Raw genomic sequence first — 21,921 nt, forward strand, 5'->3', positions numbered from 1 at the left:
GACGCCCATAAAACACTCTTCACTAATGGCAAGGGGTAGCAAATGAAACGTCGCAGTCTGTTGAAGCTCGGGTCAATGTCTGGCGCCTTGGCGCTCGCCGGCCAGAGTCCGTTTGCTAATGCGCAATCCGCCACAGGGCCGATCAAGGTCGGCATCCTGCATTCGCTATCGGGCACGATGGCAATTTCGGAGACCTCACTGAAAGACACCGCCTTGATGACCATTTCGGAAATCAACAAGAGCGGTGGCGTGATGGGCCGGCAGATCGAGCCGGTCGTGGTGGACCCGGCCTCGAACTGGCCGCTGTTCGCCGAGAAGGCACGCCAGCTCATCACCCAGGACAAGTGCGCGGTGGTGTTCGGCTGCTGGACTTCGGTGTCGCGCAAGTCGGTACTGCCGGTGTTCGAAGAACTGAATGGCCTGCTCTTCTATCCGGTGCAGTACGAAGGCGAAGAAATGTCGCGCAACGTATTCTACACGGGCGCAGCGCCGAACCAGCAGGCGATTCCGGCCACCGAATACCTGATGAGCGCCGAAGGCGGCGGCGCCAAGCGTTTCTTCCTGCTCGGCACGGACTATGTCTATCCGCGTACGACCAACAAGATCCTGCGCGCGTTCCTGCAGTCGAAAGGCGTCCAGGACGCCGATATTCAGGAGGTCTACACACCGTTCGGCCACAGCGACTATCAGACCATCGTCGCGAACATCAAGACCTTCTCGCAAGGCGGCAAGACTGCGGTGATCTCGACGGTCAACGGCGACTCGAACGTGCCGTTCTACAAGGAACTCGGCAACCAGGGCCTGAAAGCAACGGACGTACCGGTGGTGGCGTTCTCGGTCGGCGAAGAAGAACTGCGCGGCATCGACACCAAGCCGCTGGTGGGCAACCTCGCGGCATGGAACTACTTCATGTCGCTGCGCAATCCGGAGAACACCAAGTTCAAGGCGATGTTCGCCAAGTGGGTCAAGGACAACAACCTGCCCGGCGGCGACAAGCGCGTGACGAACGATCCGATGGAAGCCACCTTCGTGGGCATCCATATGTGGAAGCAGGCGGTTGAAAAAGCCAAGAGCACGGATGTGGACAAGGTGCGCGTGGCGATGATCGGCCAAAGCTTCAACGCACCGTCAGGCTTCGTGCTGACGATGGACGGCAATCACCATCTGCACAAGCCGGTGATGATCGGCGAAGTGCGTGCCGACGGCCAGTTCAACGTGGTGTGGCGCACCAAGACGGCTATTCGTGCGCAACCGTGGAGCCCGTTCATTGCCGGCAACCAGGGCAAGCCGGATGTGGTCAGTTCGATTCCGGCGTTCCTGCGCCGTTCGCGAGTGGCCTGACGTAACGGAGGGCGTGCAGCGCACGCCCGCACAGGTCCAGTTGCGCCGGAGGATTCAGGCCGACTGGACGACGCACCCGCCTCACTAGCGACCCGACGGCGCGGCATCTCTGGCGGATTCGATGCCGCGCCGCCTGCCGGTCAATCTTCAAAGGGCATCATGGCGTTTTCCATTTTGAGGCTCACACGGCGCAGTATCGGTGCGCTGGGTATCGCGCTCATCACCGTCGCACCGCTGGCGGCGTTTGCGCTGACCCCAGCCGACGTCGCGCCGCTCGCCGCCGACGACTTCGACGCGAAATCCGCGGCGATCGACAAACTGATCGCCAATCACGACGCGCCGTCGCAAGCGCTGCTCAAGGCATTGTCCGAGGACAATGCGCTCACGACCGACTCCGGCGAAGTGCTGATCCAGGACGGCGACACGACCAAAGACGTCATCACCGGCAAGACGGTCAGCGCACCCGATGCGCAACCAGTCACGCTGAACAATCTGCTGCGCTCGAAGGTGTCGGGCGCGCTGTCGGGTTCGCAACTCGACTCTCCGGATCTGGAAACGCGCCGCGCGGCGATTAACGCGCTGCTGCAGAATCCCGATCCTTCGATGAAACCGTTGATCGACGCGCAGCGCGCGAAGGAAACCGATCCGGGTCTCAAGAAGAAACTCGACACGCTATGGGCCATGACGGCGCTGCACAACAGCGACCCGGCAACGCGCCTTGAAGCCGTGCAGCTCGTGGCCGCGCGCCACGACCTCGACATGAACGAACTGCTGCGGCCGCTCGTCGCGAAGAAGCCCGACGGTACGTTCGTGGAAAGCGACGACCGGGTGCGTGCCGCTGCGCAGGCCGGCATCGACGAGCTCGACTCGATCCAGCGCCGCAGCCAGATTGCGGGCACGCTGTTCGCGGGCCTGTCGCTCGGCAGCGTGCTGCTGCTGGCCGCGCTGGGACTCGCCATCACGTATGGGCTGATCGGCGTCATCAATATGGCGCATGGCGAGTTCCTGATGATCGGTGCGTACGCAACGTATGTGGTTCAGAACCTGTTCCAGCGCTTCGCGCCTGGCGCTTTCGACTGGTATCCGCTGCTGGCGGTGCCGGCCTCGTTCGTGGCGGCGGCGCTGGTGGGCATGGTGCTGGAGCGGCTCGTGCTCAAACATCTGTATGGCCGTCCGCTCGAGACCTTGCTCACCACCTTCGGCATCAGCCTGATCCTGATCCAGGCGACCCGGATGATCTTCGGCGCGCAGAACGTGCAGGTCAGCAATCCGGCGTGGATGAGCGGCGGCGTCACCGTGATGCCCAGCCTGATCCTGCCGTATAACCGGCTGGCGATTCTGGCGTTCTCGCTGATCGTAGTCGGCATTGCCTGGGCGGTGCTGACGAAAACGCGTCTCGGCCTGTTCGTGCGCGCCGTGACGCAAAACCGCCGTATGGCTGCGTGCGTCGGCGTGCGGACGGCGCGAGTCGATTCGTACGCCTTTGCATTTGGTGCGGGCATTGCGGGCTTGGGCGGCTGTGCGCTTTCGCAGATCGGTAACGTCGGTCCGGATCTGGGTCAGAGCTACATCATCGATTCTTTCATGGCGGTGGTGCTGGGCGGCGTCGGTCAACTGGCCGGCACGGTGATCGGCGGCTTCGGACTCGGGCTGATCAGCAAGGCGATCGAACCGTTCTGGGGCGCTGTGCTCGCGAAGATCGCGGTGCTTGTCCTGATCGTGCTGTTCATCCAGAAGCGGCCGCAGGGGATGTTCGCCCTGAAGGGCCGCAGCGCGGAGGCATGAGATGACATCGGCAACCTCCCCCGCTTCCGTCACACCGTCCGGCACGGGCGCGCCGCCGGGCACCGAACGTGCCGCGCAGTCGGGCTTCGCGCTGGGCTTGCCGCCGCGTCCCGCGCTGTTGTCGCGACCGGCATGGATCGCGCTGATTGCGCTGATCGTCGCGATCGGCCTGGGTGTGCCGTTCTCGGCGCTGGTGCTGCCGGAAACGAGCGCGTTCCACCTGTCCGCGTACATGATGACGCTCACCGGCAAGTTCATGTGCTACGCGATCGGCGCACTCGCACTGGATCTCGTATGGGGATATTGCGGCATCCTAAGCTTGGGACACGCACTGTTCTTTGCGCTGGGCGGCTACGCGATCGGCATGTACCTGATGCGTGCGATCGGTCACGACGGCGTCTATCAGAGCGATCTGCCCGACTTCATGGTGTTTCTGAACTGGCACGCGTTGCCGTGGTACTGGGAAGGCACGCAGCATCTCTGGTACGCGTTGCTGCTGGTGATCCTGGTGCCGGCCGTGATTGCCTGGGTGTTCGGCTTCTTCACGTTTCGCTCGCGAGTAAAGGGCGTGTACCTGTCGATCATCACGCAGGCCATGACGTTCGCCGCGATGTTGCTGTTCTACCGCAACGAAACCGGCTTCGGCGGCAACAATGGCTTTACGGACTTCAAGCGGATCGGCGGCTTTCCGATCACGCATCCGGGCACGCGCACGGCGCTCTTTCTGATTACGTTTGCGGTGCTGGTGCTGGCGTTTCTGGGTGCGCGGGCCATCGTGACCTCAAAGCTTGGACGCGTGGTCACAGCGGTGCGCGATGGCGAAACGCGGCTGATGTTTCTCGGCTACAGCCCGCTTGGCTACAAGCTGTTTATCTGGACGGTGTCGGCGATTCTGTGCGGGATTGCTGGGGCGCTGTATGTTCCGCAAGTTGGCATTATCAATCCGGGCGAGATGTCGCCGGGCAACTCGATTGAAATGGCGATCTGGGTGGCGGTGGGCGGACGCGGCACGCTGATTGGACCGATTATCGGAGCGTTTGCTGTGAATGGCGCGAAGAGCTTTTTCACGGCGAACTTCCCTGAATACTGGCTGTTCTTTCTTGGCTTGATCTTCGTGCTGGTGCCGTTGCTGCTACCGAACGGCATCATGGGGTTGCTCGAACTCGCGATGCGCAAGAGGGATCGCTCATGAACGAGAACCCGATGGTGCCTGACCTGGCTTTACCGGAAGACCCTGCAGAACACTCTCTGAGCGGCGTCGCGGATTTTGGGCGAGTGGTGACACCGGGCGAGATTGATGTGTCGCACGGGACGATTTTGTATCTTGAGGATGTGACGGTTAGCTTCGACGGGTTCCGGGCGTTGAATGCGTTGACGTTGTCGATCGATGTGGGCGAATTGCGCTGCATCATCGGGCCTAACGGCGCGGGCAAGACGACGATGATGGATGTGATTACGGGGAAGACTGAGCCGGATTCCGGCAAGGTGTTTCTTGGACAGACGATCGATCTCACGCGGATGAACGAGCCGTCGATTGCGCGAGCGGGGATTGGGCGCAAGTTTCAGAAGCCGACGGTGTTTGAGCAGCATCCGGTTTGGGAGAATCTCGAGCTGGCGATGAAGGCTGACAAGGGATGGTGGGCTTCTTTGCGGGCGCGGCTGGATCGGGAGGCGCAGGCTCGGATTGAGGAGACGCTTTCGCTGATTCGTCTTGAGAGTGAGGCGAGGCGGTTGGCTGGGGAGTTGTCGCATGGGCAGAAGCAGCGGCTCGAGATTGGCATGTTGTTGATGCAGCAGCCGGCGCTTCTTCTGCTTGATGAGCCTGCGGCTGGCATGACCGATGATGAAACTATGCAGTTGGCCGAGCTTCTTAATCATCTTCGTGGCACTTGTTCGATGATGGTTGTGGAGCATGATATGGAGTTTGTTGCTGCTCTCTCTGGCGAGGCCGGGAAGGTCACCGTTATGGCTGAAGGACGTGTTCTCGCTCATGGCACGCTTGATGAAGTTAAGCAGGATGAGACTGTTATTGAGTCTTATCTGGGGCGGTGAGGGTTTTTTTTTGCCTGCGGCGGCTTTGTTGTTGGTGGTTGGTGGTTGGTGGTTTGCGTTTGGTGTTGGCCTTTCCTTGCTTTCTTAGTGGTCTATTAGCGTTGCCCCTGTGCGGGGCAGCACTTACTTTCTTTGCCGCCGCAAAGAAAGTAAGCAAAGAAAGCGGGCTGCCACCGCTAGCTCGTAGTGAGCCATCTAGGTCCGCTACCGGAAACGGCCCAAAACGAGACAGTCTCTCGCACCACACTCGCCAGTGACAAAGGACTCATTCATCCCGCGTGCGCACCTCGTGCGCCCCGGTACGGTTCACCATACGGTTGCCCGCATTTGTCCGTTGCTCACCACAACGCCCCAAATGCTCACTGTAAGTGCCGTAGTTACAGAACAAGCTAGCTCGTAGTCACACCCCGGGACAGTTCGGCACACTTAGATTTCGCGGTTGGCGGTTGGCGGTTGGCGGTTGATAGTGGTTAAAGGCGGTGCTAGCGGATAGCGTTTTGGTGGGGAGTTATGCCTGACGGCGGGGCGCGAAGCGCGACGCTGGAGCGGATGAGTGCCTTGTCACTAGCGTGGGTGGTGCGAGGGCAGGTCTTGTGTTGGGCCGTTTCCGGTGGCAGACCGAGATGGCTCACTAAACGCTAGCGGTGGCAGCCCGCTTTCTTTGCTTACTTTCTTTGCGGCGGCAAAGAAAGTAAGTGCTGCCCCGCACAGGGGCGAAGCTAATAGACCACTAACAAAGCAAGGAAAGGCCAACAAGGTAGGAACAACGACAAAACCAAACCGCCGCAGGCAAACCCCCCATCTGCAAGCAGCAAAAAAAAGAACCCAGAGGACAAACAGCAATGCTAGAAGTGGAACACCTAAACCAGTACTACGGCGGCAGCCACATCCTCCGAGACGTGAAACTAACAGTACCAGACGGTAAGCTAACGGTACTATTAGGCCGCAACGGCGTAGGCAAGACAACGTTACTGCGTTGCCTGATGGGCGTCGTCCCAACAAAAAGCGGCGCAATCTCCTGGCGCGGCACGCCGCTAACGAAACTGCCAACGTATGCCCGCGTAGCAAACGGCCTGGCCTACGTCCCCCAGGGCCGCGACATCTTCCCGCGCCTGACGGTAGAAGAAAACCTGCTGGTAGGCGCCGCCAGCAAAAAAGCCCCATCCAAAATCCCCGACCGCATCTACGAACTCTTCCCAGTCCTAAAAGACATGCGCAGCCGCCGCGGCGGCGACCTGTCCGGTGGACAGCAGCAACAACTCGCCATCGGACGCGCCCTCATGAGCGAGCCGCAACTGCTCATCCTCGATGAACCCACCGAAGGCATTCAGCCCTCCATCATCCAGGACATCGGCCGCACCCTGCGTCAACTCGTCGAAGAAATGGGGCTCACCGTCCTCCTCGTCGAGCAGTACTACGACTTCGCCAAAGCCATCGCCGATCGCTACTGGGTCATGAGCCGCGGTGAAATCGTCGCCGGCGGCGAAGGCGCCAACATGGACGCCGACGGCGTACGCGCCCTGATCGCGGTGTGATAGCAGGACGTTCACGCGTGCTATCCTCGCCGCACATCCTCTCGGTACGCTCGTCGCTGCAGATCAGGTCAAGCGCATCCATGACCTCCGGCAACAAGCGTCCGTCAGGCAGTCGTCACGCACCGCCCTACTACGCCTACCCGCATGTCGCTTCATGAAAACCATGCCACGCTCGCGTCTGCGCATTGCGCCGCGCACGCAGAGTGGCGCGCCCGGCTCGAACTCGGCTTCGCGAAGCACGGTGAACGCACGACGCTCGCGCATCGTCTGCACGACGGCCCGCTGCGTGTGCAACGTCCGCTCTACCCCGAAGGCCAGGCCGTCTGCCACGCGGTGATCGTACATCCCCCTGGCGGCATCGCCGGGGGCGACCAGCTTCACATTGACGTGGCGCTCGAGGCCGGTACGCACGCGGTGCTAACCACGCCCGGCGCCACGAAGTGGTACAAGTCGAACGATCGTGCCGCACGCCAGCAGATCGAAGTTCGCGTCGGCGCTCATGCGAGGCTCGACTGGCTGCCGCAAAACAACATCGTGTTCGATCACGCCAACGCCACGCTCGACTTCACGCTGACCCTGGCCGAAGGCGCGACCGCGCTCGGCTGGGATGCGACGCAACTGGGCCGCCAGGCAGCGGGCGAGCGCTGGTCGGCCGGCACGCTGCGCGCTTCCTCGCGGATCGTCGGCCCGGACGGACAATTGCTCTGGCTCGAACGAGCCAACCTTGCCGCAGCCGATCCGCTGCGCGACGCCCCCCAGGGCCTCGCAGGATTCCCCGCGTACGGAACGTTATGGGCGGTGGGTTCCGCTTGCGACGACGCACTCGCCGAAACGCTGACGGCCGGACTTCCGTTCGACGACAGCTTGCGCGCAGCCGCCACCTGCGTCACACCGGGGGTAGTACTGATTCGCGCGGTGTCACGCTCAATGGAATCGCTGCAACGAGCGCTGACCGAGTGCTGGCTGCAACTGCGTCCGATCGTGCATGGCGTGGAGGCGGTACCGCTGCGAATCTGGACGACCTGAAAACGGATGGAAGTCCGCCCGCCGGACCGGCTAAGCCCGGGGCCACGATCTCGATGCCCCCACCCCCACCGTTTGCGCATGGCCCATCTTCCGCGGAGCTTCCGGCGTGGACGAGGAGCGGCATAGTGAACCGTACCGTGGCGCACGAAGTGCGCACACGGGATGAATGAGCGCTTTGTCACAAACGAGCGAAATGCGAGAGCGGATCTCGTCTCGGACCACACCGGGCGGCCAAACAGAGATGGACATCTACGAGCTAGCGGTGTGAGCCCGCTTTCTTTTGCCTACTTTTCTTTGCGGCGGCAAAGAAAAGTAGGTGCCGCCCCGCACAGGGGCAACGCTAATAGACCACGAAGAAAACAAGGAAAGGCCAACCAGGCACCAAACAGGAGCAAACAAGGCCCAGAAGAGGTGCAAGCCCACCGAAAACCCCGAGCATGCGCAGCCCCACCCCTCTGGCATACACCTTGCTCGCAAAAGCACCACGAACACTGCCGCACCAGACGGCAACCACCCAGCTCCGCCCACCACCGCTTAGATAGACATGACCCAACCATCGCACCGCCGTGCGCGCCGCACCTGGCTCGCCACCCTCCTGCTCGCACCGGCCCTGGCATTAACGACACCAGCGGCCCACGCCGACGCCCTGGACACCATCACCAAAGCCGGCGTACTAAAAGTCGCTGTCCCCGAGGACTATCCACCGTTTGGCTCAGTCGGCCCCGACATGCAACCGCAAGGCTACGACATCGACACGGCCGCGCTGCTCGCCAAGTCGATGAACGTCAAACTGCAACTGGTCCCGGTCAACAGCGCAAACCGCATCCCCTATCTACAGACCAATAAAGTCGACCTGGTCATCTCATCACTCGGCAAGACCCCCGACCGCGAGAAAGTAATCGACTTCTCGAACGCCTACGCCCCCTACTATCAGGGCGTGTTCGGCCCCGCCGACATCAAGGTGAGCGGCCCGGCCGATCTCACCGGCAAGACGGTCGGCGCGACGCGCGGCGCACTCGAAGAAATCGCCCTCACGCAGATGGCGCCGAACGCCACCATCAAGCGTTTCGAAGACAACAACGCCACCATCGCCGCGTTCCTCTCCGGTCAGGTGCAACTGATCGCCGCCGGCAATATCGTCGCCGCGGCCATCAATGCGAAGAATCCGCCACGTCGCCCAGAACCCAAGTTCGTCATAAAGGATTCACCATGCTTCGTCGGCATGAATAAAAATGAAAGCCGGCTGCTGGAGAAGGTCAACGCCGCCATCGCCCAAGCCAAGGCCGACGGCACGCTCAACACCATGTCGAAGAAGTGGTTCGGCGCGCCGCTGCCCGCAACGCTGTAAGCACATCGTTAGTTTTACTTGATATCTTTGTAAACTGATCTGGCGGTAAGCTTGTCGCGGTTCGTCCTGTGCCGGTCTCAGGGCGGACACCGCGACGCACGCCTCCGATGGCATCCGACGCCTGGCCCCTCTGGGACGGGCGCAACCCAACCACATATCCGATGAAGCTGACACCCCGCGAGAAGGACAAGCTGCTGATTTTCACAGCCGCGCTGCTGGCCGAGCGCCGCCGCGCGCGCGGCCTGAAACTGAATTACCCGGAGGCGATTGCGTTCATTTCGGCGGCGCTGATGGAAGCGGCGCGCGACGGCAAGACGGTCGCCGAAGTCATGCACTACGGCACCACGCTACTCACGCGCGACGACGTGATGGAAGGCGTGCCGGAAATGATTCCGGACATTCAGGTGGAAGCCACCTTCCCTGACGGCACGAAGCTCGTGACCGTCCACCATCCGATTCCTTGACCCCGCCCCGGAGCCCCTGATGATTCCCGGCGAAATTCTCACCGACGACGGCGAGCACGAACTCAACGCGGGCCGCGCGACGGTCACGGTCACCGTGTCGAACACCGGCGACCGTCCGGTGCAAATTGGTTCGCACTACCATTTTTATGAAGTGAATCCGGCGCTGTCGTTCGATCGCGAAGCGGCGCGCGGCTTCCGGCTGAATATCGCGGCAGGTACCGCCGTGCGTTTCGAGCCCGGCCAGGAGCGCACCGTCGAACTGGTCGCGCTGGCGGGCAACCGCGTCGTCTACGGCTTTAACGGCAAGGTCATGGGACCGCTCTGAGGCGTGGCATGAGCCCCGTCGTCAGCGCGCGTTGCGCACACCCGTCCTGCCACTTTCCGGATTTCACACCATGACTTTACGCATTGGCCGCCGCGCATACGCGGAAATGTTCGGCCCCACGACCGGCGATCGCGTGCGACTCGCCGACACCGATTTGCTGATCGAAATCGAACACGACTACACGACCTACGGCGAAGAAGTGAAATTCGGCGGCGGCAAGGTGATTCGCGACGGCATGGGCCAGTCGCAGCGCGTGCACGCCGACGTCGTGGATACGGTCGTGACCAACGCGGTGATCCTCGATCACTGGGGCATCGTCAAGGCCGATATCGGCATCAAGAATGGCCGTATCTTCGCAATCGGCAAGGCCGGCAATCCGGACATTCAACCCGGCGTGACGATTGCGATCGGCGCGGCCACCGAAGTGATCGCCGGCGAAGGGTTGATCGTGACGGCGGGCGGCATCGATACGCACATCCACTTCATCAGCCCGCAGCAGATCGACGAAGCCCTCACGAGCGGCGTGACGACGATGATCGGCGGCGGCACGGGTCCGGCAACCGGCACCAATGCCACCACCTGCACGCCGGGGCCGTGGCACCTCGAACGCATGCTGCAGGCCGCCGACGGCTATCCGATGAACATCGGCTTTCTCGGCAAGGGCAACGTGAGCCTGCCCGATCCCGCTACCGAGCAGATCGCCGCGGGCGCGATCGGTCTGAAGCTGCACGAGGACTGGGGGTCGACGCCGGCGGCGATCGACAACTGCCTGTCCGTCGCCGACGACACCGACACCCAGGTCGCCATCCATACGGATACGCTCAACGAAGCCGGTTTCGTCGAAGCGACGGTGGCTGCCTTCAAGGGCCGCACGATCCACACGTACCACACCGAAGGCGCAGGCGGCGGCCACGCACCGGACATCATCAAGGTCTGCGGCGAGGCGAACGTGCTGCCCTCGTCGACCAATCCGACCCGGCCGTACACCGTCAACACGCTCGAAGAGCACCTCGACATGCTGATGGTGTGCCACCACCTGGATCCGTCGATTGCAGAAGACATCGCGTTTGCGGAGTCGCGCATTCGCCGCGAGACGATTGCGGCCGAAGACATTCTGCACGACCTCGGCGCGCTGTCGATGCTGTCGTCCGACTCGCAGGCCATGGGACGGGTAGGCGAAGTGATCATCCGCACGTGGCAAACCGCGCACAAGATGAAGGTGCAGCGCGGCGCGCTGCCCGAGGACAACGCGCGCGCCGACAACTTCCGCGCCAAACGCTACGTCGCCAAGTACACGATCAATCCGGCCATCACGCATGGGATTGCGCACGAAGTCGGCTCGATCGAACCCGGCAAGTGGGCCGACCTGGTGTTCTGGGAACCGGCGTTTTTCGGCATCAAGCCGTCGTTGATCCTCAAGGGCGGCATGATTGCGATGGCGCAGATGGGCGATCCGAACGCCTCCATCCCGACGCCGCAACCGGTGCACTACCGCGAGATGTTCGCGACGCGCGGCGGCGCTTTGGCGCGCACCTCGCTGACCTTCGTATCGCAGATGAGCGCGGATGCGGGCATTGCCGAGCGCTACGGTTTGACCAAGCGCATCGTGCCGGTGAAGAACTGCCGCAACATCAGCAAGGCCGACATGATCCACAACGCGTGGCGTCCGGCGATCAGCGTCGATCCGGAAACGTATCAAGTGGTTGCGGACGGCCAGTTGCTGACCTGCGAACCGGCCACCGTGCTGCCGATGGCGCAACGCTACTTCCTGTTCTGACCATGCGCACTATCGACAAACTGATCGATCCGAAGATCAAGCTCGCCGCCGTACTGGTGAAGCGCGCGCCGACGCTCACGCTCGATTTCGACGCGCGCCGCAAGAGCCGTCTGGCGGCGACGCTCGATAACGGTGAAGAGGTGGCGCTAGTGTTGCCGCGCGGCACGGTGCTGCGCGACGGCGACGTGCTGGTGGCGCAAGACGGCACGCTGGTGCGCGTGGTCGCCGCGGCCGAAGCGGTGTTGATGGTCACCGCGCGGGACCGGCTGACGCTCACGCGGGCGGCTTATCATCTGGGCAACCGGCACACGCCGGTTGAGGTGGGAGCGGAGTATCTGAAGCTCGAATACGATCCGGTGCTCGCCGATATGCTCAAGCGGATCGGCGCGCTGGTCGAGCAGGTCACGCTGCCGTTTCAGCCGGAGTCCGGGGCTTATGGCGGTGGGCATAAGCACGGGCATGACGAGACCTTTGCCGAGGACTATGCGCTCGCGCAGCAGGTTTATGGCGAGCATCATGGGCACGATCATGGCCACGGGCATGACCATTCCCACGACCACAGCGATTGCGACGCGTCCTGCGATCACGACCACGGCCACGATCACGACCATTCCAAGCATGCGCATCGCTGAACTCACGGCTTTGCTGCATCTCGCGTCGCCGGCGCTGCCGATCGGCGCGTTCAGCTATTCGCAGGGTCTCGAAGCCGCCATCGAAGCGCACCTGATCACCGACGCTGACAGCGCCCGCGACTGGATCGCGAGCGGTCTCACCGACGTCCTCGCGCTCGGCGAACTGCCGTTCCTCGCGCATCAGATCGAACGCTGGCAAGCGCATGACGCGACAGGCCTCGCGCTTGCCAACAGCGAATTCCTCGCGAGCCGCGAGTCCGCCGAACTGCGCCGCGAAACGGAACAGATGGGCTGGTCGCTGCGGCAGTTGTGCGTGTCGCTCGAATGGGGCGACGCCGAGCGCCGCGCCACGCTGGCGGCCATGACGCCCCTGGCGCAACCCACAGCCTTCGCGTTCGCCGCTTATGCTCACGACGTCTGCGCAGACGCAGCACTCGCCGCTTACGCCTTCAGTTGGGTCGAAAACCAGGCCGCAGCCGCGTTAAAAGCCGTCCCGCTCGGACAACTCGCAGGACAACGTATCATCGTCGCACTGCGTGCGCCTATCGACGCCGCCGTCCAACGCGCACTGGCCACACCCCCTGACGACATCAACACCTTCGCGCCGCAACTGGGCATCCTGTCGGCGCGTCACGAGTCGCAATACTCGCGGCTCTTCCGCTCATAGAAGATATCGATCATGAACGCACCTCAGCATCACACCGCTCATCGTACGAAGAAACTGCCGCCGCTGCGTGTGGGCGTCGGCGGCCCGGTCGGCTCCGGCAAGACCACGCTGCTCGAAATGCTCTGCAAGGCGATGCGCGACCGCTACGACCTCGTCGCCATCACCAACGACATCTACACGAAGGAAGACCAGCGTCTGCTGACGGTGGCGGGCGCGTTGCCGGCCGAACGCATCATGGGCGTGGAAACGGGTGGCTGCCCGCATACCGCGATTCGCGAAGACGCCTCGATCAACCTGGAAGCCGTCGACCGCATGCTGACGCGCTTCCCCGATGCGGACATCGTGTTCATCGAATCGGGCGGCGACAACCTGGCGGCAACCTTCAGCCCGGAACTGTCGGACCTGACGATCTATGTGATCGACGTGGCCGGCGGCGAAAAGATTCCGCGCAAAGGCGGCCCGGGGATCACGAAGTCGGACATTCTGGTGATCAACAAGACGGACCTCGCACCGATGGTCGGTGCGAACCTCGACGTGATGGCATCCGACGCGAAGAAGATGCGCGGCGAGCGGCCGTTCGTGATGTGCAATCTGAAGGCGCTCGACGGCCTGGATGAGGTGATTGCGTTTATCGAGAAGAAGGGGTTGTTGACGGTTTGATCTGAGCGCTCGCGTCGGATCGTCGCGGTGCGTCTTACCCGGACGCCGGATGGCATTGCGCGAGGAAGGCCATCATCTCGGTCGCATCCTTCGACGTATAGAAGTGCACCATCTTTTCGTTGAAATCGCCGGCGCGCTGTGCCGGGACACTGATGGCATCAATGCCGTTCGACATCAGCACGCCGTTCATCATAAAGCGGGACGTGCGCTTGTTTCCGTCAAAGAAAAACTGCTGCAGCGCGCCGAAAAGAAAAAAGGCACAGCCTCGCTCGAACGGATTCTCGACCTGTTCCGTTAGCGCATGCGCGCCTGCCGCAAAAACGCGATTCAGTTCGGGGGCACCTGCAATGGTAGGCAACGGCGTGTAACGCCCTTTTTCCCCCAATGCTACGTCCGGTGTGTAATGCGTTTCTTCCCCCTCGCCACGGAACACCCCCCACTCGAGCGCCTCATTCCGCGCCACAATGCGATGCAGATCGCAAAACGTCACCTTATCCAGTGCGAACCGCTCTCGTTGAACAAGCGACAGTAGATACTTCGAGCTGTCCGCGAGATTCAGGATCTGCTCCTGATCGGATATCTTCCGGCCGCCGACAGTCACGCCATCGAGCAACGTCTTGACCTCGGGAAATGTGAACGGATTGCCCTCAAGTACGCTTGCATCCCAAACGAACTCCGGCAGCATCCGATGGAAGCGAAAGCAAACCCGTTTAGTCGAATGGGTTGGCAGATCGTTTGGAATCGCTGCGCGGTCCCACTGGAAGCCAAGGTCGGAAAAGAGCGTCATAAGTGGATCATGGAGAAAGCGTTGGGCAGCGCGCCAGCGTAAGCGTCGATAGCCATTGTTCGCAGAATATACGATTTACCGCCGCACAAAACAAACCACCCAGCGCCCCCGCGCCGATCACTCCGGCACCAACGCCATCAACACATCCACCGTGCGCGCCGTCGCGCCACGATGGCGCGCGGCGAACGCCGACGCCGCGCCGCCCATCGCTGTGCGCCGCGCCTTGTCGTTGAACAGCTCGCGCAGCGCCCGGGCCAGATCCGCCGGATCCTGCACCTGCACCGCGGCCCCTGCCGCGACCGCATCGGCCGTGGCCTGCGTAAAATTGAACACATGCGGCCCGATCAACACAGGCACGCCCACCCCACACGCCTCGATCAGATTCTGCCCACCCAGCGGCAACAGACTCCCGCCGATAAACGCCAGATCCGACGCCGCATAGTAAGCGCCCAACTCGCCCATCGAATCGCCGAGCAGCACCGTCACGTTCGCCGGCAACGCCCGCGCCACACTCTGCGCCGAGCCGCCCGCCGCACCCGGCGCCCACGTCGAACGACGCTCATAACGCAGCCCCATCCTCTCGACCAGCGCCGCCACTTCGTTAAACCGCTGCGGATGACGCGGCACCAGAATCAGCAACGCATCCTCGACGCCCAACGCCGCAAACGCCTGCAGCACCAGCTCTTCCTCACCTTCGCGCGTGCTCGCCGCCACCCACACCGGGCGGCTGCCGATCGCCGCACGCCACGCATGACCACGCGCCGCGAGTTCAGGCGGCGTGGTCATGTCGAACTTGAGATTGCCGAGCACCGCCACGTTGCGCGCACCCAGCGCCGTCAAACGCTCGGCATCCGACGGACTCTGCGCCAGCACCCGCGAGAAGCCGCCGAATACTTCGCGCGTGCCCTTGCCGAACTTCGCCGCCCGCCTGAACGAGCGCGCCGACATCCGCGCATTGGTGAGCACCAGCGGCACATCGGCCCGCCGGCACTCGTCGATCAGTGTCGGCCACACTTCGGTTTCCATCACGAGTCCGAGCGACGGCCGCCACGCACGCAGGAAGCGTCGCACGGCATGCGGCATGTCGTACGGTACATAGCTGCGCAGCACGCGGTCGCCGAAGAGTTGCTCGCCGGTGGCGCGGCCACTCGGTGTCATATGCGTGAGCAGAATGCGCGCATCGGGCCGCGCTTTCAGCAGCGCCTCGATCAGCGGCTGCGCGGCGCGCGTCTCGCCCACCGACACCGCATGCACCCAGATCAACGGCGCGTCGTCTTCCGGCAGCCGTCCGCGCGTATGGCCGAAACGCTCGCCGATATGCTCGCGATAGCCGCGCTCCTTGCGCGAACGGATCAACAGGCGCAGCACCGCGAGCGGCGCCACGATCCACCAGAGCGCGTTATAGAAGGCTCTTAGCATCCGCACTCCGCGCTCACGTCCGCATTGAAATCGAAATTGGCGCAGCCCCGCGCAAAGCCGGCGGCGCTCAAACCAGCGCCCTGCCCTTGAGGCGTTCGAGGATGCCAAGCGGCGCGCACTCGGGCTGCGCCATCGCCTTGACCGGCAGGAAGAAGGTCTGTTCCATCATGAACTGGCCGGACATCACCGCATGCGAAGTCTGGTCGGAAAAACACACCCACACGCAGCCCGGCGGAAACGGCATGGTCTCCTGCGGGCTCGACTTCTGATACTCGAGATCGGCCTTCATGCCGTCGTGCAGATTCAGCATCAGATGGTCGTATTCGCTGCGCGGCGATTTGGTCACGTGCAACAGGTTCATCAGCCACGCCGAACCCGGCATCTGCGGCTTGATGGCCGGCAGGAAGCGTTTGGCCATGTCCTCGAACGGCTCGCCCACCCGCCATACGCGCGGCGTGCCGTGCGGATTCACGTTGGTGAAGACGCGCAGAATGCGCTCGCCGTAGTTCGGGCGCGACGGGAAAGCATCCACGTGCAGGCGGCTATCGTCCTTGCGCCACGAGGTTTGACGCGTTTCCACCTGATGCAGCCGCAAGCTCGTCGGCGCGACGCGCAGCTTGCCGTCATATTCGGGGAAGAGGCCGTCCACCAGCGTGCGGGCGTTGGCCTGATAACGCGCAATCAACGCGCGCACAGCCGATTGCGTCACCGCGTCGCCCACCACGCCATGCAACGCGCCGCCGTTCGGTTCGAGACTGATGTTCTTGCGGTTCGGATCGGCCAGCGCCGGGTCGAGCAGCGCCTGCTCGCCCCCTTCGATCGCAAAGCGCAGATTGGGGAAATACAGCACCTTGCCGCGTTCGACGCCGGCCAGCAGCGTCTCGCGCGGCACGGACAGGTTGTGTCCGTGCCAGTCAGCGCTTGCAACTTCGATGATCTGGGTTTCGTTCATGGTCGCCCTTGAAAGCGGATGGAGCGTAATGCGGGTGGCCGGTGGTCCGCTGCGGTCGCCGGTCGCCAGCCGCCGGTCGTTCGCAGCCGGCTGCCAGACCGGTCGCCGGTTAGCCGCCCTCGCGTTACAACAGCCCGAAAGCGGTCAGCGCGGCCTTCACCTGCTGCAGTGTCGGCGGTTGGCCGGCGGTGCCGAGATTGACGACATTCGGCGACCAGTAGCCACCGGTGCGCCAGGCGGTCGCGAAATTGTACAACTCGACCGTAGGCCGCTTCAGCGCAGCCGCGATATGCACTAGACCTGTATCAACCCCAACCGTGGCCGCCGCGCCTTCGATCAGCCCCACCACCGCCGGCAGCGACAGCCGCGGCGGCACGATGGCCGCGGCGCCGAATTCCTTGGCGAGCCGCTCGCTGGTCACGCGCTCGGCGTCGCTGCCCCACGGCAGCACGATCGACGCGCCGCGCAGCACCAGCGACTGCCCCAGCTCGATCCACGCGGCGTCGGGCCATTGCTTGTCGGCCCGCGAGGTGGCATGCACGAACACCACGTAAGGCACCGGCAGGTTCAGATTCGCCTCGGACAGCGCCAGCGCCGCGCGCCCGGTATCGAGGCCGAAGTCGATCTCGTCGGTGGGTTGGGGTTTGGGATCGTCAAGCGCGGCGGCGACCAGTTGGCGCGTGCGTTCCACGACGTGGGTACGCGGCTCGATCGGCACGCGCTTGTCGTAGAAGAAGCGCACCGGCCATTCGTAACCGGCGCCGTCCGTGCGATTACCGAGGCCCACCACCGGCCCGCGCGCCATGCCGGCCACCCAGGCGGTCTTGATGAGCCCCTGGCAGTCGATCACCAGGTCGTACTTCTCGGCGGCAAGCGCGCGGCGAAACGCGCCGATCTCGCGCCAGTTCTCCAGCGACAGCAGCCGCTTGCGCCAGCGCCGCAGCGAGACGGGAATGGCCCGGCGCACGCCGCTCACGAGCTGCACCAGGCCGACGAAGCTCTCTTCGACGAGCCAGTCGATCTGTGCATCGGGATGCCGGCGGCGAATGTCCGCGATCACCGGCATGTTGTGAACGACGTCGCCTAACGACGACACCCTCACGATCAGTATCTTTTGCACGCTCAAGGAGTGGAACGCCGGTCATCCGGCCAGAAGATGCGTTGAAAGGACGGCAATTTTAGCGCGTCGCGTGCAAAAACCATGAAAAAACGCGGCGCGGTATGTGGATACCGCGCCGCGCGGGGCGCCGATCGAGGCTGGCGCGTGCAGCCGAGCCTCTGGCCGGCTGCACGCGCCGCCGCCGTTGCAGCGGTCAGAACGGCAGTTTGGCGTCCGGCTTCTCGGCCAGAATCACGCGGCGGAAGTCTTCCTGGATGCGCGAGAGCGCGGCGTCGTTATCCGCCTCGAAGCGCATCACGACCACCGGCGTGGTGTTCGACGAACGCGCCAGACCGAAGCCGTCCGGGTACTCGACGCGCAGGCCGTCGATCTTCACGACGTCATCCGCGCCGGTGAACTGGGCGCTCTTCTGCAGACGCGCGATCAGTTCGAAGTTTTCGCCTTCTTCGAGCTTCAGTTGCAATTCCGGCGTGGAATGCGAGTTGGGCAGCGAATTCAGCAGCGCGCTCGGATCGGCCACGCGGGCGAGGATTTCCAGCAGACGCGCGCCCGTGTACAGGCCGTCGTCGAAGCCATACCAGCGGTCCTTGAAGAACACGTGGCCGCTCATTTCGCCCGCCAGCGGCGCGCCGGTTTCGCGCAGCTTGGCCTTCACCAGCGAGTGGCCGGTCTTCCACATCAGCGGTACGCCGCCCTTGTCCTTCACCCACTTCGCCAGATTGCGCGTGCATTTGACGTCGTAGATGATCTGCGCGCCCTGGTTGCGCGACAGCACTTCTTCGGCAAACAGCATCAGCTGACGGTCCGGATAGATGATCTGGCCGTCCTTGGTGACGACGCCGAGGCGGTCGCCGTCGCCGTCGAACGCGAAGCCGATTTCAGCGTCGGTTTCCTTCAGGGCCTTGATGACGTCCTGAAGGTTTTCCGGGTGAGCCGGGTCCGGGTGGTGATTCGGGAAGGTGCCGTCGATCTCCGTGAACAGTTCGACGATCTCGCAGCCGAGCTTCCTGAACAACTTGGGCGCGAGGCCACCCGCGACGCCGTTGCCGGTATCCACGACGATCTTCAGCGGCCGCGCCAGCTTGATGTCGCTGACGATGCGCTCGAGGTACACGTCGGCGATGTCGTAGTCCGTATAGCTGCCGGCGCCGCTGGCGAAGTTGTCGTCGACGATGCGCTGATGCAGCGCGAGAATCTGCTCGCCATAAATGGCTGCGCCACGCAGCACCATCTTGAAGCCGTTGTAGTCCGGCGGATTGTGGCTGCCCGTCACGACGATGCACGAGTCGACGCGGCGCTCGCCGCCTGCCAGCTTGAGCGGCACGCTCGCGGCGAAATAGCCCACCGGCGTCGGCACCATGCCGACGTTGACCACGTCGACGCCCGCCGAGCGCAGCCCATCGGAGAGCGCCGCGATCAGGTCGGGACCCGACAGGCGGCCGTCGCGGGCCACCACGACGGCGTCGCCGCCTTGAGCACGCACTTCACTGCCGAACGCGCGGCCGATCAGACGAGCGGTCTCAACGTCGAGTGTCTTGCCGATCACGCCACGAATGTCATACGCCTTGAAGATAGATTTGGAAATCATGGTTGGCTCACTTGCGTGCATTGGAAAAGTTGACCGGCACCTTCTGGGGGTGTTCCGCGTCATGAGTGGTCATCGCGCTGCGCCCTTGCCGGAGGCACTCCGGTTCCAACTTATAATTGCGCTTTTCAGACACGCCTTACAGACGACTATTCTAATGCTTAGACGCCCTCCATTCGCAAAGTTGCCGCTCCAGACGGCCAGGTGGGCAATTGCACCGACAGCCGTGTCGTATCGGGCCGGGCGGGCAGGCGCTGGATGCTGACGCTCAAAGGCTTATCCGCTCGCTTCGCCAATCCCGACGTCACGCGGGCGTTTGCGAATATCGTCTGGCTCGGGCTGGAACGGGTCACGCAGATCGCCGTGGCCATTGTCATCAGCGGCATGCTGGCGCGCTACTTCGGCCCGGATACCTTCGGCAAGTGGCAATACGCCAATACGCTGCTGCTGGTGCTCTCGCCCATCACCTGGGTGTGCGGGGCCGAAATCCTCGTGCCGACCATCGTCAAGCGGCCGCCCGAACAACTGGGCACCGTGCTCGGCAGCGCCTTTGCGCTGCGCCTGTCGGTCTCGGCCGCTGCGCTGCTGCTCACCTGGACCGGCATTGCCGCCGGACTCACCGATCCGCTGGTCGGCGCCATGCTGGCCGGGCTGGCCGTGACGATGCTGTTTCGCGAGCCGTTCGTGGGCGTGATCAATTCGTGGCTGCAGAGCATGACCTACAGCAAGCCGCAATTGCTCACCAGCATGAGCACCGCGGTCGTGAAGGCCGCGCTCGTGTATCTGCTGGTGCGGGCCGCGACTACGCCTTCGCGCTTCGGCTGGTTGTGGGCGCTGGAGTCGGCGGCGATCGGCGCCGTGCTGCTCGTCTATTACATCAGGCGGCATGGCGGCACGCTCGGCTGGCATCTCGACCGCTCGCTGTTTCGCCACTTCGCCACCGCCGGCACGGTGTTCTGGCTCGGCCTGATCTGCATGTACCTGTTTCTGAAACTCGACCGGCTGATGCTGGAGCGGGCCATTTCGTTTGCCGATCTCGGCCGCTATTCGGCCGCGCAGCAACTCAACGAGAACTGGATCACGCTCGCGTTGATGCTCGCGCAGACCATCGCGCCCGCCTTCGTCTATCGCGTGCAGGAACCCGCTCACCTGCGCCGTAACATGTGGCGCCTGACCGCCATGACGGCGGCCTTGATGATCGGCGGCGCGGTGGTGCTCGACCTGCTCGCGGGCCTCATCATCCGCCGCGTGTTCGGGCCGGACTACGAAGGTTCGATCGGGATTTTCCGCTGGGCTGTGTGGCTTTCGGTGCCGGCCGGCATCGAGGCGATCGGCAATCTGATCGTGCTGAAATATCAGGCCAAGTTCGTGTTGCTGGCGAAGTGGCTGCTGGCGCTGGCCGTGGCGTTCGTCGTCAACCTGCTGGCGATTCCGCGCCTCGGCGCCTATGGCGCGCTGGTCGGACTCGCGGTGGGCTATCTGGCCGCCGCGTCAGTCAACCTCTACTACATCCGTCTCAAGCTGCGCTCATGACGAACTCATCCGCCTCCGCGCACAACCCGTCGCCTGCGCCGGCGCCGCACACATCGCGCGGTCCGCAAGACCCTGCGGGCCCACTTCGCGCGTCGGATGCCGCCCTCGGCGACGTCGCCGTGTTGATGCCCGCGTATAACGGCCAGGCCGACGTCGAGCGCACGCTGGCTTCTTTCGATGAAGACGCGCCGGTGCACGTGCTGATTGTCGACGACGGCAGCACGCCGCCGATCGTCGCCCCTGCCCTGCCGAACCTGACGATCGAAGTCTTGCGCATGCCGCAAAACGGCGGCATCGAGAAAGCGCTGCAGACCGGCATCGACGCTCTCGCCGAGCGCGGCTTTCGTTATGCGGCACGGATCGACGCAGGCGATCTGACCGTGCCGCACCGGCTCGCGAAGCAGCGTGCCTATCTGGAAGCGAACCCGCGAGTGGCCGGTCTCGGCATGTGGACCCAGGTGGTCACGCGCGCCGGACAGCCGCTCTTCATGTTGACGCCGCCCTCCGCGCCTCAGGCAATCCGCCGCCTGCGCTTTTATCGCAGTTGCCTTGCGCACCCGTCCATGACGCTGCGCATCGACGCGGTGCGCGAGGTGGGCAACTATCGCGCGGATTACCGCTCGGCCGAAGACCTCGATCTGTTCCTGCGTCTGATGGAGCGCTACGACTGCGCGAACCTGCCCGAACTGGGCCTGTACTACGAGCTGAACGAAGGCGGCATTAGCGCCACCAAACGACGCCGCCAGGTCAGCTCGACGCTGCGGCTGCAACTGCGCTACTTCAACGCCGGCAATCTGTACGACTGGCTGGGGCTCGCGAAGAATCTGCTGCATCTGGTCACGCCCTATCGCGCGTTGCAGGCCGTCAAGCGCAGGCTGTTTGCGTCGTCGCGCGCCGGCCATCAAAACTAAAG

Annotated in this window: 20 protein-coding genes; 15 read left to right on the forward strand and 5 right to left on the reverse strand. The window is 63.4% G+C overall.

The annotated features are described in order from the left end of the window. Positions 1 to 42: 42 nt before the first annotated feature. The 13 genes from urtA to ureG all read left to right on the forward strand — a co-directional run bounded on the left by urtA (position 43) and on the right by ureG (position 13,612). Positions 43 to 1,341, forward strand: coding sequence for an urea ABC transporter substrate-binding protein (gene urtA, locus P3T42_RS13415; RefSeq protein ID WP_074302120.1), 1,299 nt, complete (start codon positions 43 to 45; stop codon positions 1,339 to 1,341). A 159-nt stretch (positions 1,342 to 1,500) separates the two neighbouring features. Next, on the forward strand, positions 1,501 to 3,126 hold the full coding sequence (urtB, locus tag P3T42_RS13420) for an urea ABC transporter permease subunit UrtB (protein WP_429306322.1): 1,626 nt from the start codon (positions 1,501 to 1,503) through the stop codon (positions 3,124 to 3,126). A 1-nt stretch (position 3,127) separates the two neighbouring features. Then, the gene (gene urtC, locus P3T42_RS13425; RefSeq protein ID WP_074302122.1) at positions 3,128 to 4,318 is read left to right on the forward strand and encodes an urea ABC transporter permease subunit UrtC; all 1,191 of its coding nucleotides are present in this window, start codon (positions 3,128 to 3,130) and stop codon (positions 4,316 to 4,318) included. Next, complete coding sequence (gene urtD / locus P3T42_RS13430) at positions 4,315 to 5,178, forward strand: urea ABC transporter ATP-binding protein UrtD (RefSeq protein WP_074302123.1); 864 nt, start codon at positions 4,315 to 4,317, stop codon at positions 5,176 to 5,178. The genes urtC and urtD overlap by 4 nt, the downstream gene beginning before the upstream one ends. Positions 5,179 to 6,020: 842 nt before the next feature. After that, entirely contained in the window at positions 6,021 to 6,713 is a 693-nt protein-coding gene (gene urtE, locus P3T42_RS13435) for an urea ABC transporter ATP-binding subunit UrtE (protein WP_074302124.1), read from the forward strand. Positions 6,714 to 6,857: 144 nt separating this feature from the next. Continuing rightward, positions 6,858 to 7,739, forward strand: a complete 882-nt coding sequence (locus tag P3T42_RS13440) for an urease accessory protein UreD (protein ID WP_429306323.1) — start codon at positions 6,858 to 6,860, stop codon at positions 7,737 to 7,739. 544 nt (positions 7,740 to 8,283) lie between these two features. Further along, positions 8,284 to 9,087: a transporter substrate-binding domain-containing protein gene (locus P3T42_RS13445; protein WP_074302126.1), complete on the forward strand. Its 804-nt coding sequence runs from the start codon at positions 8,284 to 8,286 to the stop codon at positions 9,085 to 9,087. A gap of 161 nt (positions 9,088 to 9,248) precedes the next feature. Further along, positions 9,249 to 9,551, forward strand: coding sequence for an urease subunit gamma (gene ureA / locus P3T42_RS13450; protein ID WP_074266173.1), 303 nt, complete (start codon positions 9,249 to 9,251; stop codon positions 9,549 to 9,551). A 19-nt stretch (positions 9,552 to 9,570) separates the two neighbouring features. Then, on the forward strand, positions 9,571 to 9,876 hold the full coding sequence (locus P3T42_RS13455; protein ID WP_074302127.1) for an urease subunit beta: 306 nt from the start codon (positions 9,571 to 9,573) through the stop codon (positions 9,874 to 9,876). A gap of 70 nt (positions 9,877 to 9,946) precedes the next feature. After that, positions 9,947 to 11,653, forward strand: a complete 1,707-nt coding sequence (ureC, locus tag P3T42_RS13460; protein ID WP_429306324.1) for an urease subunit alpha — start codon at positions 9,947 to 9,949, stop codon at positions 11,651 to 11,653. A 2-nt stretch (positions 11,654 to 11,655) separates the two neighbouring features. Then, positions 11,656 to 12,285, forward strand: coding sequence for an urease accessory protein UreE (gene ureE, locus P3T42_RS13465; protein ID WP_429306325.1), 630 nt, complete (start codon positions 11,656 to 11,658; stop codon positions 12,283 to 12,285). Beyond that, on the forward strand, positions 12,272 to 12,952 hold the full coding sequence (locus P3T42_RS13470) for an urease accessory protein UreF (protein ID WP_429306562.1): 681 nt from the start codon (positions 12,272 to 12,274) through the stop codon (positions 12,950 to 12,952). The genes ureE and P3T42_RS13470 overlap by 14 nt, the downstream gene beginning before the upstream one ends. Positions 12,953 to 12,964: 12 nt before the next feature. Further along, the gene (ureG, locus tag P3T42_RS13475) at positions 12,965 to 13,612 is read left to right on the forward strand and encodes an urease accessory protein UreG (protein WP_074302131.1); all 648 of its coding nucleotides are present in this window, start codon (positions 12,965 to 12,967) and stop codon (positions 13,610 to 13,612) included. Positions 13,613 to 13,646: 34 nt separating this feature from the next. Here ureG and P3T42_RS13480 read toward each other — a convergent pair whose 3' ends face one another. The 5 genes from P3T42_RS13480 to P3T42_RS13500 all read right to left on the reverse strand — a co-directional run bounded on the left by P3T42_RS13480 (position 13,647) and on the right by P3T42_RS13500 (position 19,478). Next, positions 13,647 to 14,399, reverse strand: coding sequence for a Fic family protein (locus P3T42_RS13480; protein WP_429306326.1), 753 nt, complete (start codon positions 14,397 to 14,399; stop codon positions 13,647 to 13,649). Between the two features lie 117 nt (positions 14,400 to 14,516). Next, positions 14,517 to 15,818: a lipid IV(A) 3-deoxy-D-manno-octulosonic acid transferase gene (gene waaA / locus P3T42_RS13485; RefSeq protein ID WP_429306327.1), complete on the reverse strand. Its 1,302-nt coding sequence runs from the start codon at positions 15,816 to 15,818 to the stop codon at positions 14,517 to 14,519. A 67-nt stretch (positions 15,819 to 15,885) separates the two neighbouring features. Further along, the gene (locus P3T42_RS13490; RefSeq protein WP_429306328.1) at positions 15,886 to 16,770 is read right to left on the reverse strand and encodes a Kdo hydroxylase family protein; all 885 of its coding nucleotides are present in this window, start codon (positions 16,768 to 16,770) and stop codon (positions 15,886 to 15,888) included. A gap of 124 nt (positions 16,771 to 16,894) precedes the next feature. Beyond that, positions 16,895 to 17,896, reverse strand: a complete 1,002-nt coding sequence (gene waaC / locus P3T42_RS13495; protein ID WP_074302135.1) for a lipopolysaccharide heptosyltransferase I — start codon at positions 17,894 to 17,896, stop codon at positions 16,895 to 16,897. A gap of 187 nt (positions 17,897 to 18,083) precedes the next feature. Then, the gene (locus tag P3T42_RS13500; RefSeq protein ID WP_429306329.1) at positions 18,084 to 19,478 is read right to left on the reverse strand and encodes a phosphomannomutase/phosphoglucomutase; all 1,395 of its coding nucleotides are present in this window, start codon (positions 19,476 to 19,478) and stop codon (positions 18,084 to 18,086) included. 255 nt (positions 19,479 to 19,733) lie between these two features. Between P3T42_RS13500 and P3T42_RS13505 the strand changes: the two genes are divergently transcribed. Beyond that, positions 19,734 to 21,008, forward strand: a complete 1,275-nt coding sequence (locus P3T42_RS13505; protein ID WP_429306330.1) for an oligosaccharide flippase family protein — start codon at positions 19,734 to 19,736, stop codon at positions 21,006 to 21,008. A 125-nt stretch (positions 21,009 to 21,133) separates the two neighbouring features. Next, complete coding sequence (locus tag P3T42_RS13510) at positions 21,134 to 21,919, forward strand: glycosyltransferase (protein WP_429306563.1); 786 nt, start codon at positions 21,134 to 21,136, stop codon at positions 21,917 to 21,919. The last annotated feature ends 2 nt before the right edge of the window (positions 21,920 to 21,921 follow it).

It is taken from the genome of Paraburkholderia sp. GAS38 (assembly GCF_050434965.1).
GTDB lineage: Bacteria > Pseudomonadota > Gammaproteobacteria > Burkholderiales > Burkholderiaceae > Paraburkholderia > Paraburkholderia phenazinium_A.

What these genes read in the sequence shown, in the direction of transcription:
- P3T42_RS13440 (WP_429306323.1), top strand. Translation starts at nt 6,858, where the DNA reads ATGTCGCTTCATGAAAACCATGCCACGCTCGCGTCTGCGCATTGCGCC.
- ureE (WP_429306325.1), top strand. Translation starts at nt 11,656, where the DNA reads ATGCGCACTATCGACAAACTGATCGATCCGAAGATCAAGCTCGCCGCC.
- urtE (WP_074302124.1), top strand. Translation starts at nt 6,021, where the DNA reads ATGCTAGAAGTGGAACACCTAAACCAGTACTACGGCGGCAGCCACATC.
- P3T42_RS13500 (WP_429306329.1), bottom strand. Translation starts at nt 19,478, where the DNA reads ATGATTTCCAAATCTATCTTCAAGGCGTATGACATTCGTGGCGTGATC.
- ureC (WP_429306324.1), top strand. Translation starts at nt 9,947, where the DNA reads ATGACTTTACGCATTGGCCGCCGCGCATACGCGGAAATGTTCGGCCCC.
- P3T42_RS13455 (WP_074302127.1), top strand. Translation starts at nt 9,571, where the DNA reads ATGATTCCCGGCGAAATTCTCACCGACGACGGCGAGCACGAACTCAAC.
- P3T42_RS13490 (WP_429306328.1), bottom strand. Translation starts at nt 16,770, where the DNA reads ATGAACGAAACCCAGATCATCGAAGTTGCAAGCGCTGACTGGCACGGA.
- P3T42_RS13510 (WP_429306563.1), top strand. Translation starts at nt 21,134, where the DNA reads ATGCCCGCGTATAACGGCCAGGCCGACGTCGAGCGCACGCTGGCTTCT.
- P3T42_RS13445 (WP_074302126.1), top strand. Translation starts at nt 8,284, where the DNA reads ATGACCCAACCATCGCACCGCCGTGCGCGCCGCACCTGGCTCGCCACC.
- urtA (WP_074302120.1), top strand. Translation starts at nt 43, where the DNA reads ATGAAACGTCGCAGTCTGTTGAAGCTCGGGTCAATGTCTGGCGCCTTG.
- urtC (WP_074302122.1), top strand. Translation starts at nt 3,128, where the DNA reads ATGACATCGGCAACCTCCCCCGCTTCCGTCACACCGTCCGGCACGGGC.
- waaA (WP_429306327.1), bottom strand. Translation starts at nt 15,818, where the DNA reads ATGCTAAGAGCCTTCTATAACGCGCTCTGGTGGATCGTGGCGCCGCTC.
- urtD (WP_074302123.1), top strand. Translation starts at nt 4,315, where the DNA reads ATGAACGAGAACCCGATGGTGCCTGACCTGGCTTTACCGGAAGACCCT.
- P3T42_RS13480 (WP_429306326.1), bottom strand. Translation starts at nt 14,399, where the DNA reads ATGACGCTCTTTTCCGACCTTGGCTTCCAGTGGGACCGCGCAGCGATT.
- ureG (WP_074302131.1), top strand. Translation starts at nt 12,965, where the DNA reads ATGAACGCACCTCAGCATCACACCGCTCATCGTACGAAGAAACTGCCG.
- P3T42_RS13505 (WP_429306330.1), top strand. Translation starts at nt 19,734, where the DNA reads ATGCTGACGCTCAAAGGCTTATCCGCTCGCTTCGCCAATCCCGACGTC.
- ureA (WP_074266173.1), top strand. Translation starts at nt 9,249, where the DNA reads ATGAAGCTGACACCCCGCGAGAAGGACAAGCTGCTGATTTTCACAGCC.
- P3T42_RS13470 (WP_429306562.1), top strand. Translation starts at nt 12,272, where the DNA reads ATGCGCATCGCTGAACTCACGGCTTTGCTGCATCTCGCGTCGCCGGCG.
- urtB (WP_429306322.1), top strand. Translation starts at nt 1,501, where the DNA reads ATGGCGTTTTCCATTTTGAGGCTCACACGGCGCAGTATCGGTGCGCTG.